Below are 1,722 nucleotides of genomic sequence, written 5' to 3'. Positions count from 1 at the left end.
AGGTGCCGCCACTGGACCGGCCCACCCTAGCCGGCTGGTACCGGCACGGGGTCAGCCCCGGCGAGACCGGCAACGCCGTCCTGGTGGGACACGTCGACGCGCCGTCCGGCCCGGCGGTCTTCTTCGACCTCGGTCGGCTCCGCGCCGGGCAGCAGGTCCAGGTCACCCGCGCCGACGCACGGGTCGCGACGTTCACAGTGGACGCCGTTCGCGCGTACCCCAAGGAGCACTTCCCCACCACGCTGGTCTACGGCCCGGCGGACGCCGCCGAGCTGCGCCTGATCACCTGCGGCGGCCGGTTCGACGCCACGAGCGGCAACTACGTCGACAACGTCGTCGTCTTCGCCACCCGCACCGCCTGAACGGGGTGGCCCGCCTCAGTCACCCGCACCGCCGCCCCGCTGCCGTGCGCCGGGCCCTGCTCGGCAGAATGCGGTGGCACCATCCCTGATCGAGGTGGTGCGTCGGCGGCGGGGAGGCACGCGGTGGATCAGCGACCGGTACGGGACCGAACAGGTCGACGCGTACGGGCCCTGGCCCGTCGACTGCTCGGACGGATCGAGGACGGCTCCCCCACCCCCCGTCGGTCCAACCCGGACGCCGTGGTCGACTGCGCCGTCTACGTCAACGGCCGCCGGGAACCCGGTCACCTCCACTACGCCGACGCGTACGCCCGGGCCCGGCACGGCCGCGACGCCTTCGTGTGGCTCGGACTGCACGATCCCGGCGCGGCCGTGCTCGCCGCGGTCGGCCGGACCTTCGGCCTCGACGAGCTGACCGTCGAACAGGCGCTCGCCGACGGGCACCGGCCCACCGTGCAGCGCAACGGGCCGGTCACGCTGCTGGTCCTGCGCACCGCCGGGTACGTGGAGCACGACGAGCTGACCGACACCTCCGAGGTCATCGACACCGGGGACGTCATGGTGCTGCTCGGTGACCGCTTCGCCATCACTGTGCGGCACGGTGCCGCCGGGGCGCTGCGCAGCGTCCGCGCCGACATCGAGCGCCGCCCCGCGCTGCTGGCCGCCGGCCCGTGGGCGGTGGCGTACGCGGTCTGCGCCCGCATGGTCGACTCCTACCTGGAGGTGGCCGGGCACGTGGAACGCGACCTCGAGCGGGTCGAGGAGGCGGTGTTCGCCCGCGACCGCACGGCCGACATCCAGCACATCTACCAGCTCAAACGGGAGGTGGTGGAGTTCAAGCGGGCGGTCCTGCCGTTGCAGGCGCCGATGCGTACGCTGCTCGAACCCGACGGCCCGCCGCGCGCCCTGCACCGCTGGTTCGTCGACGTGGACGGCCGGCTGAGCCGGGCGGTGGATCGGGTGGCCGCGTACGACGACCTGCTCACCTCGATCGTCCAGTCGCGGCTGGCGCAGCTCGCCGTGGAGCAGAACAACGACATGCGCAAGATCGCCGCCTGGGCGGCCATCGCGGCAACCCAGACCGGCATCGCCGGCATCTACGGCATGAACTTCGACCACATGCCCGAGCTGGCCTGGCGCTACGGCTACGCCGGGGCGCTGACCCTGATGGCGGCGGCGGCAGTGTTCCTGTACCGCCTGTTCCGCCGGTCCGGCTGGCTGTGAGGCCCGCCGGCGGGCCGCTCAACGATGCGCGGAGAGGAAGGCGCGGATGCGGTCGCGGGGGTTGTCGGTCAACTCGGGACCGTGGGTGAAGGCCGCCAGGTCGTACTCCAACTCGCCGAGCACGTGCGCGGTCTCC

2 protein-coding genes are annotated in these 1,722 nt (G+C 73.1%); both read left to right on the top strand.

Features of this window, described 5'->3' with window-relative positions:
- On the top strand, positions 1 to 362 hold a 362-nt coding region (locus tag KBX53_RS32075), incomplete at its 5' end, for a class F sortase (RefSeq protein ID WP_210863578.1).
- 123 nt (positions 363 to 485) lie between these two features.
- Complete coding sequence (locus tag KBX53_RS32070; RefSeq protein WP_210863576.1) at positions 486 to 1,586, top strand: magnesium and cobalt transport protein CorA; 1,101 nt, start codon at positions 486 to 488, stop codon at positions 1,584 to 1,586.
- Positions 1,587 to 1,722 lie beyond the last annotated feature (136 nt).

Origin of the sequence: Micromonospora sp. M51, assembly GCF_018070305.1 — a bacterium.
GTDB lineage: Bacteria > Actinomycetota > Actinomycetes > Mycobacteriales > Micromonosporaceae > Micromonospora > Micromonospora parva.
This window is presented reverse-complemented; position numbering and strand designations above follow the sequence as displayed.